This is a genomic window from Frankia torreyi (genome assembly GCF_000948395.1).
GTDB classification, from domain to species: Bacteria; Actinomycetota; Actinomycetes; order Frankiales; family Frankiaceae; genus Frankia; species Frankia torreyi.
In genome coordinates, this window is sequence record NZ_JYFN01000100.1 from 1 (window position 1) to 15611 (window position 15611).

9 protein-coding genes are annotated in these 15611 nt (G+C 69.7%); 5 read left to right on the forward strand and 4 right to left on the reverse strand.

Annotated features, from left to right (window positions below):
- Positions 1-5110 (forward strand): RHS repeat domain-containing protein (locus tag FF36_RS30085; RefSeq protein ID WP_052681626.1); only part of this gene is annotated, 5110 nt, incomplete at its 5' end.
- A gap of 1316 nt (positions 5111-6426) precedes the next feature.
- Here FF36_RS30085 and FF36_RS30095 read toward each other — a convergent pair.
- From FF36_RS30095 to FF36_RS30110, 4 genes are all read right to left on the reverse strand, one after another.
- Positions 6427-9249 (reverse strand): FtsX-like permease family protein, encoded by a 2823-nt coding sequence (locus tag FF36_RS30095; protein WP_044888602.1) that lies wholly within the window; start codon positions 9247-9249, stop codon positions 6427-6429.
- On the reverse strand, positions 9246-10229 hold the full coding sequence (locus FF36_RS30100) for an ABC transporter ATP-binding protein (RefSeq protein WP_242422992.1): 984 nt from the start codon (positions 10227-10229) through the stop codon (positions 9246-9248). Before FF36_RS30100 ends, FF36_RS30095 begins: the two co-directional genes overlap by 4 nt.
- Positions 10226-10867, reverse strand: coding sequence for a PadR family transcriptional regulator (locus tag FF36_RS30105; RefSeq protein WP_044888608.1), 642 nt, complete (start codon positions 10865-10867; stop codon positions 10226-10228). The genes FF36_RS30100 and FF36_RS30105 overlap by 4 nt, the downstream gene beginning before the upstream one ends.
- A gap of 270 nt (positions 10868-11137) precedes the next feature.
- Positions 11138-11842 (reverse strand): class I SAM-dependent methyltransferase, encoded by a 705-nt coding sequence (locus tag FF36_RS30110; protein ID WP_128423431.1) that lies wholly within the window; start codon positions 11840-11842, stop codon positions 11138-11140.
- A gap of 285 nt (positions 11843-12127) precedes the next feature.
- Here FF36_RS30110 and FF36_RS30115 point away from each other — a divergent pair, with 285 nt between their 5' ends.
- The 4 genes from FF36_RS30115 to FF36_RS30130 all read left to right on the forward strand — a co-directional run bounded on the left by FF36_RS30115 (position 12128) and on the right by FF36_RS30130 (position 15319).
- Positions 12128-12364 (forward strand): hypothetical protein, encoded by a 237-nt coding sequence (locus FF36_RS30115; RefSeq protein ID WP_128423432.1) that lies wholly within the window; start codon positions 12128-12130, stop codon positions 12362-12364.
- Between the two features lie 175 nt (positions 12365-12539).
- On the forward strand, positions 12540-13595 hold the full coding sequence (locus tag FF36_RS30120; RefSeq protein ID WP_082122362.1) for a substrate-binding domain-containing protein: 1056 nt from the start codon (positions 12540-12542) through the stop codon (positions 13593-13595).
- 34 nt (positions 13596-13629) lie between these two features.
- Positions 13630-14538 (forward strand): ribokinase, encoded by a 909-nt coding sequence (locus tag FF36_RS30125; protein WP_199865556.1) that lies wholly within the window; start codon positions 13630-13632, stop codon positions 14536-14538.
- A 79-nt stretch (positions 14539-14617) separates the two neighbouring features.
- Entirely contained in the window at positions 14618-15319 is a 702-nt protein-coding gene (locus tag FF36_RS30130; RefSeq protein ID WP_128423433.1) for a transaldolase family protein, read from the forward strand.
- The last annotated feature ends 292 nt before the right edge of the window (positions 15320-15611 follow it).

The following is a 15611-nucleotide window of genomic DNA, read 5'->3' on the forward strand; positions in this document are numbered from 1 at the left end:
GTCGTCGTGGATCCCGTTCATCGTCGACACGACCGCACCATCCGCCCCGACCGGACTGAGTTCGGCGGCGTGGGCGTCCGGTGGCTGGGCGTCGGCGACCTCGGGCACGTTCACCTGGACCTCGCCCGGCGGGGACACCCAGTCGTTCCTCTACGGCCTCGACCAGCCGTCCCCGGCGACGGAGACGACGGCCACGACGACCCCGTCGCTGACCACGACCGCCGGCCTGCACACCTTCTCCGTGCGGACGAAGGACAAGGCGGGCAACCTGTCGCCGGTCGTCTCCTACGGCTTCGGGGTGGGTGCGGGGGCGCTGGCGCAGCCGGCGGACGGCGCCCGCGTCCAGCGGTTCACGACGTTGGAGGGGCAGGCGCCGTCGGCGCAGACCCAGGTGACGTTCCAGTACCGGCTGGGTACGAACACCGCCACCGGCTGGACGGACGTGCCGACCGGCGCCGTGACCGTCGCGGGCACGTCGACGCATCCGTCGTGGCCGATGGCCCGCAACGGCTCGGGCCTGTTCGACAGACTGACCTGGGACCTCGCCGCCACGATGACCACCGCGGGCGCCGCGGACGGCCCGGTGCAGGTGCAGGCCTGCTTCCGGGACGCGGCGAACACGGTGACCTGCGTGCCGGCGCACACGATCCAGTACACCCGGCACGCGTTCGCCGACGCCGAGGCCACCCACGCCGTCGGGCCGGGCTCGGTGGCCCTGCTGACCGGCGACTACGCGGTGTCCGCCACCGACGCGTCGATGCCGAGCTACACCGGCGACATCACCGTCGGGCGCACCTTCACCACCCTCGGCGTGAACGCCCCCGCCGGCGCCGCCCTCACGGTCGATCCGTCGACGCCGCCGGCGGTCGGCTGGAACGGCAACGGCTGCACGTCGGCGGGTAACGCGGTGACCGCGTCGTTCACGGCGCCGGCGAACGCGCTGCTGCTCGCCCTCGCCGACACCGGTTCGACCGGATCCGGCGCCAGCACCATCCCGGCGATCTCCGACTCGGGTGGGCTGTCCTGGATCCGGGTCGCCGGGTCCGGGGCGAACGACACCAAGGACGAGGCGGTCGCCTGGTGGGCGCGGACGTCGAGCTCCGCCGCACGCACCGTCACCCTGACCTCGTCGACGAATACCTGCTCGAAGTTCCTGCAGGTCCTCGTGGTGATGAACGCGAACCTGGCGACGCCGATCGGCGCGACGAACATCGGCCCGCCCGACGACACGACCGCAGGGGTGTTCAACCAGTCGGTGACGTCGACCGCGGCCGGGTCGATGGCCTTCGCCGCGGTCGCCGACTGGAACGCCGCGGCGGTCCCGACCCCCGGTTCCGGGGTGACGCTGCAGGGCAGCTACCACCAGTCGGACCTGACCGGTGCGGCGCTGTACAAGACGGCGGCGTCCTCCGCTCCCGGTCAGGCGCTGACCATCACCACCACCGCACCGTCCACGGCGACGAACTCGTGGTCGATGTTCGAGGTGCTGCCCGCGGGTGCGTCGAACACGATCTTCGGGCCGGGGTGGACGGCGAGCATGCCCGGCCCTGATGCCGGTGCCGCGGACGAGACGCTGGCGGACAGCACCGATTCCGGTGGCTATGTCACCTTCACCGACGACACCGGCGTCCAGGACGTCTACACCCGCGCCGGTACCGGCGGCTATCCGTACGCCTACACCGGCGTCGGCGACGACGCCGTCGACGGCAGCACCCTGACCAAGGACTCCGCGACCCAGTTCACCCACACCGACGTCGACGGCACGAAGACCGTCTTCACCGCTCAGGTCGTCGGGGGTGTGACGACCTGGCATGCCAGTCAGGTCATCGAGCCCGGCTCGAACACCACGTCGACCTACACCACCGACTCCGCGGGCCGGGTCACCCGCATCCTCGCCCCCGTCCCCGCCGGGGTGTCGTGCACGACGCTCGGCGCCGGCTGCCGCGCGCTGACCCTGACGTACGCGACGTCGACCACCGCGACCGGCACCGGCACCGACCCGGCGACCTGGGGCGACTACACCGGCCGGGTCAGCGGGATCGCGATGGCGCTCAACGGCGCCGCGCCGGTGAACGTGGCCGCCTACGCCTACGACTCCGCCGGCCGGCTGCGTTCGGCGAAGGACCCCCGCACCAACCTGATCACCACCTACAGCTACGACACGGCCGGCCGGCTCGCCCAGATCACCCCGCCCGGCCAGGCCACCTGGACGCTGGCCTACGACAGTTCCGGGCGGATCTCGACGGTGTCCCGCCCGACCCCCGGCGGGTCGACGGCGACGCAGACGGTCGCCTACGACATCGCGGTCACCGGCGGCACCGCCCCGATCGACCTGTCGGCCGGGGCGGTCGCCGCCTGGGCGCAGCAGGACCTGCCGCTCTACGGCGCCGGCGTGTTCACCGCCGATCATGTGCCGCCGTCACCGCCGTCGCCACAGGACTGGCCGTACGCCGACCTGACCTACCTGAACAGCGACGGCCGGCAGGTCAACAGCGCCTCCTACGGCAACGGCGCCTGGCAGATCACCACCACCGAACACGACACCAAGGGCAACACCATCCGCACGCTGTCCGCGGAGAACCGCAACCAGGCACTGACCCCGACCGCGGACACCGACCCGACCGTGGCGGCACTGACCAGCTCCGCGGCCCGTTCCCAGCGGCTCGACGAGCAGACCGCGTACACCGCGGACGGGGTGTCGGTGGCCGACACGTACGGCCCGACGCATCAGATCGTGGACAACGGCGGCGCCCGCTACTCGGGTCGCGAGCACGTCCACACCGACTACGACCAGGGCGCCCCGTCGTCGCCGACCCCCTACCGGCTGGCGACGACGGTGACCACGACGATTCGCCTGGCCGACGGCAGCGACGCCGACCCGCGCAAGACCGTCAACGGCTACGAGGCGAAGAGCGGCGCGGACGCGGCAACATCCGGGTGGAACCTGCGCAAGCCGACGACGGTGACGACCTGGATGGGCGGCGGCTCCACCCCGGACATCGTCCGCACGACCTACTACAACGCGGCCGGCAACGTCGTAGAGTCCCGCCAGCCGAAGGCGAGCAGCTCCGGTGGCGACGCCTACACGACGCTGACCTCGTACTTCACCGCGACCGGGTCGGGAAGCTGCGTCAACGCCTCCTGGACCGGCCTGGCGTGCACGGAGGGTCCGGCGGCGCAGCCGTCGTCGGGGAATCCACTGCCGGTGTCGGCATACACGTACAACGACCTGAACGAGGTGCTGACCAACGTCGAGACGGTCAACTCGACGACCCGGACCACGACCTACACCTACGACAGCGCCGGCCGGAAGACCTCCGAGGCCGTGGCGGCGAGCCCGGCGGCCGATGGCGGGAGCACGATCCCGACGGCCACCTACGCCTTCGACGCGTCGACGGGTCTGCCGACGACGACCACGGCGGACAGCGTCACGCTTACCACCGGCTACGACTCGTGGGGCCAGGTGACCTCGCAGACCGACGCCGACGGCAACACCGCGGCGACCACCTACGACATCGACGGCCGGGTCGCGACGGTGAACGACGGCAAGGGCACGTACACCTACACCTACGACGGTGGTTCGGGGGAGCACCGTGGCCTGCTGACGAGTCTCGATGTCGGCGCCGGCAGCGCGCCGTCGACGTTCACCGCGGGTTACAACGCCGATGGGAAGCTGACGTCGCAGACGTATCCGAACGGCCTGGTCGCGGCGACGCGGTATGACGACAACGGTGAGCCGACCGCGCTGAACTACACCAAGGATGGCACTCCGTGGCTGGCATTCGCCCAGGCCAACTCGATTTACGGCCAGATCCGGTTGGACGCGACGCCGGCATCGACGAAGTCGTTGGGTTATGACTTGTCGGGCCGGTTGACGTCGGTGGCGGATACGGTGAGTTATGGCGGTCCGGCGTCGTGCACGACGCGGTCGTATGGGTATGACGCGGATTCGAATCGGTTGTCGTTGACGAGCTACCCCGATGGTGGGGGTAGTGATGCGGGTACCTGCTCGACGTCAACATCGCCCAGCGGTTATTCTTTCGGCTATGACCAGGCTGATCGGCTCACGAACAGCGGGTATACCTATGATCTGTTCGGTCGGACGACGACGGACCCGTACCCGCCGGCCGGGTCGTCGGCGAGTCTCGGGTACTTCGTGAACGATCTGGTGGCGAGCGAGACCGTGGGTTCGTCGACGAGGACGTATGCGTTGGATCCGGCTCGGCGGGTTCGGTCGTGGTCGGACGGGTCGACCACGTCGGTGAACCATTACACGTCGGGGTCGGGGGACAGCCCGGCGTGGATCGGGGTCGGTTCGTCCTGGTCGCGGAACGTCAGCGGTATCGGCGGCGATCTGGCCGCGGTCCAGACCGATGGTGGTGCGGTGACGTTGCAGTTGGCGAACCTGCACGGTGATGTGGTCGCGACCGTCGACGACGCGACCTCGGCCGGTTCGCCGGCGAGCTATGCGGAGTCCACCGAGTTCGGCAGCCCCTACTTCCTGAGTTCGGCGTATCCGCGGTACGGCTGGCTTGGCGCGAAGGAACGTTCCCGGGACACCCTGTCCGGCCTCACCCTGATGGGTGTCCGTCTCTACGACCCCAACCTCGGTCGCTTCCTCCAGACCGATCCGGTCCCCGGCGGGTCGGACAACGCCTACGACTACGCCCACCAGGACCCCTACAACACCTTCGACCTCGACGGCCGGTCGATTAGGCATTGGATAAAGAAGCACAGGAAGGGAATAGGGAAAGCCTTCTCCTATGCCGGCTTTGCCGTGGGCGTAGCTTCTATCCCGTTCGGTGGTTGGGTGGGAGTTGGTCTTATCGCCGCATCCACCGGTTTCGACTACGCCGGTAGTAGATTCCAGGGAGCGAGTAAGAAGTCGACTTACGGGACCCTTGGTGCCGATATAGTCTTCGGCTATGGTGGTTTTGGGGCCCTTGCGCGGTCCGAAAAAGCGGTCGGAAAAATTACGAAAGTGAGGGCGGGTGGAGCAGTAAGGATTGCGAGGCGACGGGGTCGTGTTTCGGCCCGTCGAGTTGTCGGCTACGGTGCGATCTTCGGCTACACTCAGTTCAATCTATTGAACATGATGCCCAGTGGCTGAGTCGGATTCCGTGCCTGCAGGGGACCTTGAGGTCCCCTGCAGGCATCTGTCCGACCGGGGAATGATCGGAGGATGACTCCAATGGAGGATCTACTCTTCTCTCTATTTGGCGTGCTGATGATTAGTGCTGGGCTGATCTCGCTTCTGATTCCCGAGAGAGTATCTCGTTGGAATGACACGGTAGGGCCGAGGTGGATCCGCGACTTCAGTGTGCGTGGCGAGTTCAAGGCATACGATGGGCGAACAAAACCGTGGCAGATGAGGGTGTTTGGGGGAATCTTTTTGATCTCTGGCACTCTCTTTGTCTTTGCTGGATTCGTGGGCCTGTCGGAATAGGAGGCCATAAGAATTGGCGTCTCGCATCAATCAACAATGTCTTGGAACGATGAAGGCCATTCTGGGCTCCCATCAAAGGCGGGTGCCATTTCTCTATTTCCTGTTCGCCGCTGCTTTTGCCGGCTTTTCGCTCTGGCTTCTTAGTACCTCATATCGAGGTCCTGCTCTGCCGTTTGGGGTCGTTACGGGCCTACTGGTGAGGCAAGGTATTAGGTCTAGAGTAGATCGGCCTTAACGAGATCTGATCTGGAAGCGGGTGCGTGTGATAGCACCAATGTAACCGGTGAGGTTCCGATATGTCTCATGTACGGATCCGTGTCCGCCGGCCGGGTCGTCGGTCAATGTCGGCTACTACGTGAACGATCTGGTCGCCAGCGAGCCCGTCGGGCTCGTCGACCAGGACGTATGCGTTGGATCCGGCTCGGCGGGTTCGGTCGTGGTCGGACGGGTCGACCACGTCGGTGAACCATTACACGTCGGGGTCGGGGGACAGCCCGGCGTGGATCGGGGTCGGTTCGTCCTGGTCGCGGAACGTCAGCGGTATCGGCGGCGATCTGGCCGCGGTCCAGACCGATGGTGGTGNGGTGACGTTGCAGTTGGCGAACCTGCACGGTGATGTGGTCGCGACCGTCGACGACGCGACCTCGGCCGGTTCGCCGGCGAGCTATGCGGAGTCCACCGAGTTCGGCAGCCCCTACTTCCTGAGTTCGGCGTATCCGCGGTACGGCTGGCTTGGCGCGAAGGAACGTTCCCGGGACACCCTGTCCGGCCTCACCCTGATGGGTGTCCGTCTCTACGACCCCAGTCTCGGCTGCTTCCTCCAGACCGACCCGGAACCCGACGTTCATAAGGCCAGATAGCCGCCTTCTCGTCCGGGTGAGCACGCCATCTTCGACTATCAACCTCGAGCCCTTTGTTGCTGGGATCACACGGGCGTCTCTCCAGCCATGGGAGCACTGCGGAAAGACCAGGCCGAGGGGTTAGAGCGTGACGCGGCGGAGGGTGGGCAGCCGGGACCTGGTGAACAGCCAGCCGCACGCCACGGCCACGAGCGGCACGAGCACGACGATGCTGGTCAGGCTCAGCCAGGGTGGGATGAACTCCCAGGTCTGGTCGAACGTCCCGGAACCGTGGCGTTCCATCCAGATCAACGCGAGGCCGGGCACCCCGCCGGCCACGACCCCCAGCACCACCCCGGTGCCGGCGATCACCGCGGCCTGGCTGGCGGCCAGCCGGCGGCGTACGCCCGGGCTCGCCCCCACGGCGGCGAGCGTCGCCAGGTCGGCGCGACCATCTGCCGCGGCGAGTCCGACGGCGATGCCGGTGGCGCCGAGGGTGACGACGGCGGCCGCGACCGCCAGTGCCACCAACCCGATGTCGTAGTCGCTCTGGTAGCCACGTTCGACGACGAGGCCGCCGTCGATTCCGGCGTCCGCCAGTGCCGAGTCCGCCCGCTCGGCCTCGGCCGCCGTGGGCACCCGGGTCGTGCTGGCCATCACCGCGTCGGGAATGACCGAGTACCCCCGCGCCCGTACCAGCGCCGGGGGCACGACGATCATGTCGATCGGGGTACCGCCGGCGCGCCTGACGAGCCTGGCGGGCAGGACGAGCGTCCGTTCGCTCGTCCCGACAGCGGACTGCCCGGGATCGTACGGCGGACTGACCTTCACGACGACGGTCCCGTCCGCCCGGAGGTACTGGGGGTTCGTCACGGCGACGACGCCGGCTGCCACGACGGCCCGGGCATCGGGGTAGCCGCCGTTGCTGGCGACGTCCAGCGCGGTGCCGTCGTCCACCGCGACGCCGTTGTGGACCTGGATGAGCCCCCGTTCGCCGCACCGTTCGTCGACCGACGCGTCCCACGGGGCCAGGCTGGGGCCGTACGTCCCGTCGCAGGAGAGGTCGCTGCGAGGGTCGGGGTAGGCGTAGGACGAACTGTCTGCGGCACTGCCGATGGTGTAGATCGGCGCGACCCTGTCCACGGGCAGGTTCGCGCGCAGCAACGCCTCCACCTGCGCCGCCGGATGCGGCTGTTCCGGCCCGTTCGGCCCCCACCGCGTCAGGTCGAGCACCACGCCCCCCGGGGCGGCCGACGGCCGGTAGGTGAGGTGGTCGTGGTGGTCGAGCGCGGCGACGTAGAGCGAGATCGCCACCGATCCGGTGACCGCGGCCATCACCGCCCCGACGGCGGGGGCGGTGCGACCACGCTGGCGAGCCGCGTCCCGCAGGGCCATCCGGGCGGCGACCGGCAGCCGCCGGGCGGCCCTGGCGAGGAGCTCGACGATCGATCCCGCGGTCGCGATCATGCCGAGTGTCACGACCGCGGTACCGGCGAGCAGCGGCAGTGGTTCGGCGGTGGCCGCGCCGAGCGCCGCCAGACCGACCCCCACCGCGACCGCGACCACGCCGAGTACCGGAACTCGCCTCGGGGTGACGAGCGGACCTCGTCGACCGGCCAACGCCGCGACGACGTCGACCCTGCTGGCCTGCCAGGCCGGCACGACGGCCGCCGCAACGGCGGTGAGCGTCCCGACGAGGACGATCAGTGACAGGTCGAGCAGCCGGACGTCGGTGTGCGCGAAGTCGCCGTGTTCGTAGTGCTCGAGGACGGGCAGCGCCGCCGCGCCGACGCCGGCGCCGAGCCCGGCGGCGGCCACCGAGGCCCCGAAACCGACCACGAGTCCGCCCGCGAGCACGATGGCGGCGATCTGCCGGCGGTTGCCGCCGCTGGCGGAGACCAGCGCGAGATTGCGGATGGTGCGCCGAGCGCCGACCGCGAACGCCGGCCCCGCCAGCAGCGCGACCTCGAGCAACACCAGGCCGACGGCCGTGGCGGCGACCGCCGCGTCGGCAGCGGCGAAGGTGCCGGAACTGTTCGGCACCGCGGGCACGTCGCTCGCGGGGGGCGGATCGGCGAACACCGCCCGGCTCACCACGACCGCACCGAGCCGATTCAGGCGCAGCACATCGTTCCAGGTGACAGGGCTCGGACCCACCGCATACAGCGTGTCGTTGCCGTAGCCCGGGGTGTCGGTGGCCGGCAGCAGGCCCGGCGTGCCGAGCACCGCCCTGGTGTTGCGGTCCTCGTGGAGGCGGGCGACTCCCACCACGTCCACCAGGCGCAGGCGCCCCTCACCGCCGGCGGGAGAGACGGCACCGGTGGGTGCGGTGGAGTCGGCGGCCGCACGGCCCGGAAGCTCCAGCTGCATGGTGTCGCCGACCCCGACGCCGAGGTGCCTGGCGAACGAGGCCGTCACGGTCACTTCGCCATCCTTTGCCGGCAGTCGGCCCGAGGTGAGGGTGACCAGGCCGGCGAGGCGGGGGTCGGTCCAGGCGGCCTCGTGCAGGTCCGCGCGAACGAAGCGGCTGCCGTCGTGGGCGCGGGGGTCCTCGATCCGCAGGCGCGCGTCGTGGGCGTCGTGCACGGTGGCGAGCCGGTCCCCGGGCGGCAACGCCGCGGCGAGGCCGGCCCGCGCCCGCTCGGCATCGGGCAGATGGGCCGGCCCGCTCGCGTCGGGGTCGACCGGACTGGCGGTCTCGGCGTCGGGGCTCTGCGCCATGGGGAGCCCGATGTTCCAGCCGGTGAACCGTGCCTGCAGCTTGGGGTGCGTGCCGAGCGTGCGCCAGACCCGCTGCGCAGGGCCGTCGTCTGCCGATCGGGCGATGACGTCGACGGCGGAGACCAGCAGGACCGGCAACCCGATCATCACGGCGATCAGCAGCGTGCGGCCCTTGGCACGCAGCGCGTCGCGTCGGGCGACCCGCAGGGCCGCCCGCCCGGCGGGGAATCCCAGCTTCGTCACCGGTCGGCTCCGTCCGTTGCGCTCCCGCTGTCCCCGTCGGGCCGTCCGGGGTCGGTCGCTCCGGGGCTGGGCCGTCCGGGACTGGGCCGTCCGGGACTGGACGGTCCGGGACTGGACGGTCCGGGACTGGACGGTCCGGGGTTGGTCCGTCTGGGGACGAACGGTGGGCGGTCGGAGGATCGGCTTCCGTGCGGGTGGGTCGACGTGCTGCCGAGCAGGGACTCGGGGGTCGACGGTTCGCCGGTGGAGTCGACCACCGTTCCGTCGCGCAGGAACACCACCCGGTCGGCCCACCCGGCGTGCCGTGCCTCGTGGGTGACGAGGAGGCCGGCGGCGCCGGCGTCGCAGCGGGCACGAAGCATCCGCATCACCTCGCCGCTGGTCGCCGAGTCGAGCGCGCCGGTCGGCTCGTCCGCCAGCACGAGCCGCCGGGGGCCCACCAGCGCGCGGGCGATCGCGACGCGCTGCTGCTGGCCGCCCGACATCTGGTCGGGAAACCGGTCGGCGAGATCGGCCACGCCCACGTCGGCCAAGGCGGCCACCGCCTCCCTGCGTGCCGTGCGCGTGGCCACGCCGTCGAGTTCCCGGGGGAGCGCGACGTTCTCGGCCGCGGTCAGCGCCGGAACGAGGTTGAGATCCTGAAAGACGTAGCCGAGGCTGCGTCGACGCAGCGCCGCGAGCGCTCTGGCGGACAGTCCTCCCAGCGCCGTCCCGTCGACGAACACGTCGCCCGACGTCGCGAGGTCGAGCCCGCCCGCCAACGTCAGCAGGGTGGACTTGCCCGAGCCGGACGGGCCCATCACGGCGACCAGCTCCCCGGGGTGGACGACGAGGTCCAGCCCGCGCAGCGCGACGACCTGGGTCACGCCACCGCCGTGGACCCGGGTCACGCCGCGCATGCGCAGTATCGGGGCCGAGGCGGGCGGGGAGGTGCCGGGGGGCGCGGGCTCCGGCATGCGAGGGGGCGCGATCGAGGTCATCGTCCGCTCTTTTCGGTCGTGGCTGCGTCTGGGTGGCCTGGCGAGGACAGGGCCGTGGTCGGTGTGGCCGGCGGGGGAGCACCGCTCGGGCTGGCGTCGGTGCGGGCGGCCCGGCGGGCCGTCCGCTCGAGCCGGGCCTCGACGTGGTCGAGCCAGCGGATCTCGGCCTCGGCGGCGAACACGAGGCTGTCGAGCACGAGCAGCCAGGCGGTGTCGTTCGCCTCGTCGGCCCGGCGACTGAGCCTGGTGTACTGCTGCACCGCGCGCATCGTCTCGGTCCGCTGGCGCTGCACGACCGCCTGCACGTCGACTCCGGGCAGCGTGACGGCGAGCGCGAGCTTGATGGCCAGCTCGTCTCGGGCCGGAGCGTGGCGGGTGACCGGCGCCGACCACCATTTTTCGGTCTCGGCGCGGCCGGTCTCGGTGAGCTGGTAGACGGCTGTCTGGTCATCGGCGTACCCGGCGGTGTCCGCCGGCTCGACGAGCCCGTCACGTTCGAGTCGCTGCAGCGTGGTGTAGACCTGCCCGATGTTGAGCGGCCAGGTCGAGCCCGTGCGTGTCTCGAATTCCGCCCTGAGCTGGTAGCCGTACATCGGGCGCTCGGCGAGCAACGCCAGCAGCCCGTGTCGGATCGACATCACGCCTCCCTGCGCCTGCGTCGGCACGTGCCTGGCGGCAGGTACCTGTCGGGCACGGCATACCTGGTATTTACATACTCGGTATGGTCCGCCCCTCTGGGGGCAACATACGCAGTATGGCATACCCGGTATCTACCTGGAGGCTGTCGGAATGAGGTCGCCCGTGTCGCGTGGACGACAGACTGCCGTGACAATCCAAAAACGAGTGGCGGGTCCAGGCTGGCGACGCCACGGTGGCCCTCGTCGCACTCGCCCCTGGGGCGGGTGCGATCAGATTCGTTTCACCGCGCGCGCGGACACGGTGAGGGGAAAGTCCTGATCCACCACGTCCAGCTCTGCGGCCGTCACGTCCTCCACGGTCAGGCCCTGGAGCGCGCAGACGGCGGCCAGGACGTTGCCGTGGCCGTGCACGTCATCGCTGGGCAGGCCGGCGGTGGTGAGTTCGGTGCGCAGCCCCGCGGGAGTCCAGCGGTACAGATCCGCGTCCCGGTCATGGGGGTCGAGCCGGGCGAGGGCGGGGACGGTGAGCAGCAGGACGCCGCCCGGGGCGAGGGACTGCCAGAGGTTCGCCAGCGCTGCCTGAGGGTCGACATACTGAAGGACCTGGGTGACGATCGCGCAGTCGTAGGCCCCCGGGGGGAGGCTCCCCACCTTGTTCAGGTCCGCGTGCAGGGTGAGGTCCGGATTGTTCGCGTCGATGTCGACGATCGTCAGCTCGGTCGGCGCCCCGTACAGGTCACTGTAGTGGGGGTTCTTCACCTCCATCACCCGGTTACCGGTGTAGTCCGCGCAGTGGGCGGCCATGAAACCGTCGATGTAATGCCGGTCGACCGGTCGTCCCCGCTCGCTGCCGTACCAGGCGGAGAACGGGCTGGTCCGGCGCAGATTCCCCCACCGCACCGGGTGCGTCTGCCGGTTTCCCGCCTGCACCGTCGCCCGCGCCGCCGCCTTGCCGCGCCGGACAAATCCTGCCACGTCCACCGCATCCTCCCCGCTCTCGCCCCGGCCTCGTCACGACCGTGACCCACCGGCCACTATTGGTATCACCGGAGATGGGGCAACTGCCGGCTATCTCCGGATGTGCGGGGACGAGGGCCGTGGCGTTACGCGGGTCGCGGCATGGCGTGCCTCGCCGGGCGGCCGACAGGACTGCGCGAGTGAGCTCGGCGAAGGGAACTGCCACACCTGGCAAGCCCTTCGAGTCGTGGCCTCACCCGCGAGGATGAGGATGACAGCCGATGTCTGCCGACGGATGTGACCGTGATCGCGGCGAACGGGATCGCGACTGTTGTGGCGCTGGGTACGGACTGGTTGGTGTTCCGGTTGCCGGAGCCGCCGGTCGGGGTGGAAATGATCTCCCTGATTCCGTCGCTACAGAGCAGCCAGGGTTGGTTCAGTGTCAACGCCTGGCAGCCGGGTGTCCCCAGGCCGATGGCTCTCGCGCGGCTGCGGGCTCTCACCCGCGACACGATGCGGTACGCCGCCACGCTGCCCTGACCCGCGCCGGGCAGCCGAGGGGGACCGGCGGGAGGCCGCCCGGNGGGGNGAAAGTGAAATCGGTAGAAATCGGTCATCGGGTAGCGGAGGCGAAGGTGCAGGGGAAGTCGATGGAGCCTGTCCGCCCTTCCGCGTCTATCCTGTCGTAACGGATCCCCTGAGTAAAGCAGGCGTCATGGGTGGACGTGTCGTCAAATTCGTGAGCGATGCCGACGGTATGCGGCTGGCCGGCCGTGGTGGTGGCCGGCCGACCGTGTCGACGAACACCTTCACCCGGGTTCTGAACGGCGGTGGAATCGGTCGTTTCGCGGCCCGCTCTCGGAATCCGGAGATCCCGTCCTCGTCGATTTCTCGGAGCGATGGTGGAATGGCGGTTCCCCGCCCGCTCGCGAAGGTTTGGGCAGCAATCTTCAGTGATACTGAAAATCCCTTCTTCTCCGGGGTTCTTCGGGGCGTCGAGGCCGCTGCGGCCCGCGATGGATATTCGATTCTCCTGTGCAACGCCGATGAGGATCTGGACCGAGAGAACGCCTATCTCGATCTTGCCGTGCTCGGGGAGGTGGCGGGTGTCATCGTCGCGCCGACCTCCGAGGAGGAGACCGATCTCGGGCGGCTGCTCGACCATGGGACGCCCGTGGTGACGGTCGACCGGCGCGCCCTGCGTAACCAGGTGGACGGTGTTCTGGTGGACAATGCCGCCGGTGCGTGCAGCGGCACGGAACACCTGATCAGTGAGGGGTTCTCGCGTATCGCCCTCATCGGCGGTCCGCTGCGCACGACGACGGCACGCGAGCGCCGGGAGGGCTACGAACGTGCCTTGCGGTTGCACGGTATCGAACCGCGTGCCGAGCTGGCGGTGTTCGCCGACTACAAGCGGCAGGGCGGATACGACGCGATGAGCCGCCTGCTGCGTACACGACCGCGCCCCGAGGCGGTTCTGGTCTCCAACAACCTGATGGCGGTGGGGGCCCTCGAAGCGCTCCGGGAGGCCCGCTGCTCGGTTCCGCGAGACATGGGACTCGTGGCGTTCGACGAGTTCCCCTGGAACGGGATGCAGGATCCGCCCATCACCACGATCGAACAGCCCTTTGACGACATCGGGCGATCCGCCGCAGATCTGCTTCTCGGTCGGTTGGCGGGTTCGGCAGCCACCGGGAGGACGGTCGTGCTCAACACGGAGCTGCGCATACGGGAGAGTTCGGTGAAGAACCGAGGCGCGGACCTCGGGTGAGGGTCAGGGTGCGAGCGAGAGGAGCCAGGCCCGCGTGACTGACACGGTGTGCGTCGTCGGCAGTCTGATGATGGATCTGATCACCTACGCCACCCGCCGGCCGCTTCCCGGCGAGACGCTCGTCGGCGACGACTTCACGATGACTCCCGGGGGAAAGGGCTTCAACCAGGCGGTCGCCGCCGCTCGCGCCGGCTCGCGGACGAGCCTGGTCGGCCGGGTCGGCGCCGATCAGTTCGGCAGCATCTTCCGTCAGGCACTGGCCGAGGAGGAGATCGATACCACGCACCTGCACGGCGCCGAGCAGGACGGAACCGGCGTCGGGTTGCCGGTCGTCGAGCGGGGCGGCCAAAACTCGATCATCATCGTCCCGCGGGCGAACGCGTCGGTGACCGCGGCCGACGTGGCCGCCGCCCGGTCGGCGATCACCGCGGCGGACGTCCTGCTGCTCCAGCTCGAGCTCCCGCTCGACGCCGTGTGGCAGGCTGCGCGGATCGCGAGGTCGGCCGGGGTGAAGGTGATCCTCAATCCGGCGCCCGCTGCCGCACTCCCAGCGGACCTGCTTTCTCTCGTCGACTACTTCGTGCCGAACGAGGTCGAGGTGTGCCTGTACGCGGAAGGGGAGGTGATGGCGGAGCGGCTGGACGATCTTGCCTCCCGGTTTCCCCGCATGAACGTCGTTGTCACGTGGGGAGAGCGTGGAGTGATCGGCCGGCTTGTGGGGGACGACGGTGTCGCCCTCTCGTTGCGGGAACCAGCCCCGGTGGTGAACGCGGTGGACACGGTCGGCGCGGGGGATGTCTTCTGTGGCTATCTCGCCGCCGGTCTGGCCCACGGAGTCCCCCCGGCGGCGGCCATCCGTTCCGCGGTGTCGGCCGCCTCCCTCGCCGTCACGCGGACCGGGTCGGGGCTGTCCGCTCCTTACGCCAAGGAGATCCAGGCGTAAGGGGGTCCGTGGCAGCGGGAAATCGAGATGCGAGGATACCGGCTGTCCGCCGACCGGCCCACAAGTGAAGGCGATCAGCATGTACCTGGATTCGGCAGCATCCGATGAGGTGGCCCTCGCCGCGTCGCTCGGATATGTGCGCGGAGTAACGGTGAACCCCACCCTGATGGCCAGGGCGGGTGCCGCCGACGACCCCCTGCGCCATCTCGGCGCGTTGCGTGCGCTCCTGCCGGGTGGCATGTTCTTCTATCAGCCGTGCAGCGTGAGTCCAAACGCCGCCCTCGGCGAGGCATGGGCCGCCTTCGAGCAGAATCCGGACCACACCGTGATCAAGATTCCTGCGGTCTCGGAGTACTTTTCCATGGCCGTTGAACTTGTCGGTCGAGGGGTCCGGGTCGCCATGACGGGGGTGTACGGAGGATCGCAGGCGGCGCTCGCCGGCTCGGTGGGTGCCGACTGGGTGATTCCCTACGTCGACCGGGCGGCCCGGCTGCTCGGGCACGATCGTCTGGTGACGGAACTGGCCTCGATTCTCGTGCGTCCCGTGCCGGACCGGAAGAGGTCACGCATCCTGGCGGCCAGCGTGAAATCCGTGCGGCAGGCGGAGGCCGCCCTGCTGGACGGCGCCGATGAGGTAAGCGTGCCGGTCGGGCTGCTCACCGCCCTCGCCTCCCACGAGCTGTCCCGGCAGGCGCTTGAGGAGTTCCAGCAGGCATCCCGCTACACGTTCGTGCCCGGTGTCCCCGACGACGAACAGGTCCCACGGGCGCTGCGCGGGTAACGCCGCTGCGCAGCCCGCGGTGGGCGGTCCTACCGCGCGATGGCCGGTGGCTCATCGGTCGGGTCCGGTCGGGTGCTGTCCGGGGGTGCCGCGCCGGATATCGGCCCATGGGGTGCGTGCTCGTCGGGCTGAAGTTCGTCGGGCTGTGGTTCGGCGGCCGGACGGCTTGCGCCGAGGACAGCGGGACCGACCGCCAGGCGGCTTTCCGATGCGCGGATGTCGGGGTGATCCGCGCCAAGAATGTCTCGCATCCGCTGCAGCGCCTCGGCGTGCAGGGTACGTGCCTCCTCGA

Excerpts from the sequence above, each read along its gene's own strand:
- FF36_RS30100 (WP_242422992.1), bottom strand. The coding sequence starts at position 10,229 with ATGACCTCGATCGCGCCCCCTCGCATGCCGGAGCCCGCGCCCCCCGGC.
- FF36_RS30105 (WP_044888608.1), bottom strand. The coding sequence starts at position 10,867 with ATGTCGATCCGACACGGGCTGCTGGCGTTGCTCGCCGAGCGCCCGATG.
- FF36_RS30130 (WP_128423433.1), top strand. The coding sequence starts at position 14,618 with ATGTACCTGGATTCGGCAGCATCCGATGAGGTGGCCCTCGCCGCGTCG.
- FF36_RS30120 (WP_082122362.1), top strand. The coding sequence starts at position 12,540 with ATGGGTGGACGTGTCGTCAAATTCGTGAGCGATGCCGACGGTATGCGG.